The 1,083-nt window shown below is 43.1% G+C and carries 1 protein-coding gene; it reads left to right on the forward strand.

The window, feature by feature from the left end; translation table 11 throughout:
• Window positions 1–100 precede the first annotated feature (100 nt).
• A partial coding sequence (locus tag EDC37_RS12245) for an IS256 family transposase (RefSeq protein ID WP_132551750.1) occupies window positions 101–1,083 on the forward strand: 983 nt, incomplete at its 3' end.

The raw sequence follows: 1,083 nt of genomic DNA on the forward strand, positions 1-1,083 counted from the left end.
GATAAGGTATAATATTTTTCGCAAAATTAAATAAAGACATAGGCCTCGTCTTTTGCTAAAATTAAGTCGCCAAACAAAACCCGCAAAGGAGACGAGAACCATGTCTGACAACATTATACAATTAAATGAGCAAGTAATCAAAACTGAACTTAAGAATTTGGTCAAGCAGAGCGTAGAGGAGACTCTGAACAGCCTACTAGATCAGGAAGCTGCTGATCTGACCAATGCTTCCAAGTATGAGCGTACAGACCGTCGTAAAGGCTACCGTTCCGGTCATTATACACGGAATCTACAGACTACCTCGGGCAATATCACATTGAAAGTTCCCAAACTCAAAGGAATTTCCTTCGAGACCGCAATTATTGAGCGCTATCGTCGTCGTGAAAGTAGTGTAGAAGAAGCTTTGATTGAGATGTATCTGGCTGGTGTATCTGTACGCCGTGTCGAAGATATCACGGAAGCCCTTTGGGGATCCAAAGTATCTCCAGGAACAATTAGCAACCTCAATAAGAAAGCTTATGGTAATATTGAGACTTGGCGTAATCGCCCACTTCCAAGCGAAGAATATCCATATGTCTTCCTTGATGGCATCTATCTCAAACGCAGCTGGGGTGGCGAATTCGAGAATGTCGCTATTCTAGTTGCTATTGCTGTAAACCAAGATGGTTTCCGTGAAGTTGTCGGTGCTGCTGAAGGCATGAAAGAAGATAAGGAAGGTTGGAAAAGCTTTCTTGTTTCTTTGCGAAATCGCGGTCTACGTGGCGTCCGCTTGATGGTTGGTGATAAATGCCAAGCAATGTGTGATTCCGTAACAGAAGTCTTTCCGGAAACTAAATACCAGCGTTGCAGCGTCCATTTCTTTAGAAATATCTTCTCAGTTGTTCCTAGAAAACACGGAAAAGAAGTGGGTCGCATGCTCAAAGCAATTCATGCCCAAGAAGACAAAGCCGCTGCTTTAGAAAAGACCGAACTCGTAGCTAAAAAGCTGCGTATGATGAAACTGAAGAAAGCGGCAGATAAACTGCTGGATGGGATTGCTGAGACACTGACATATATGGATTTTCCAGAAGAGCACTGGAAGAA

It is taken from the genome of Pectinatus cerevisiiphilus (genome assembly GCF_004341685.1).
Classification (GTDB): Bacteria; Bacillota; Negativicutes; order Selenomonadales; family Selenomonadaceae; genus Pectinatus; species Pectinatus cerevisiiphilus.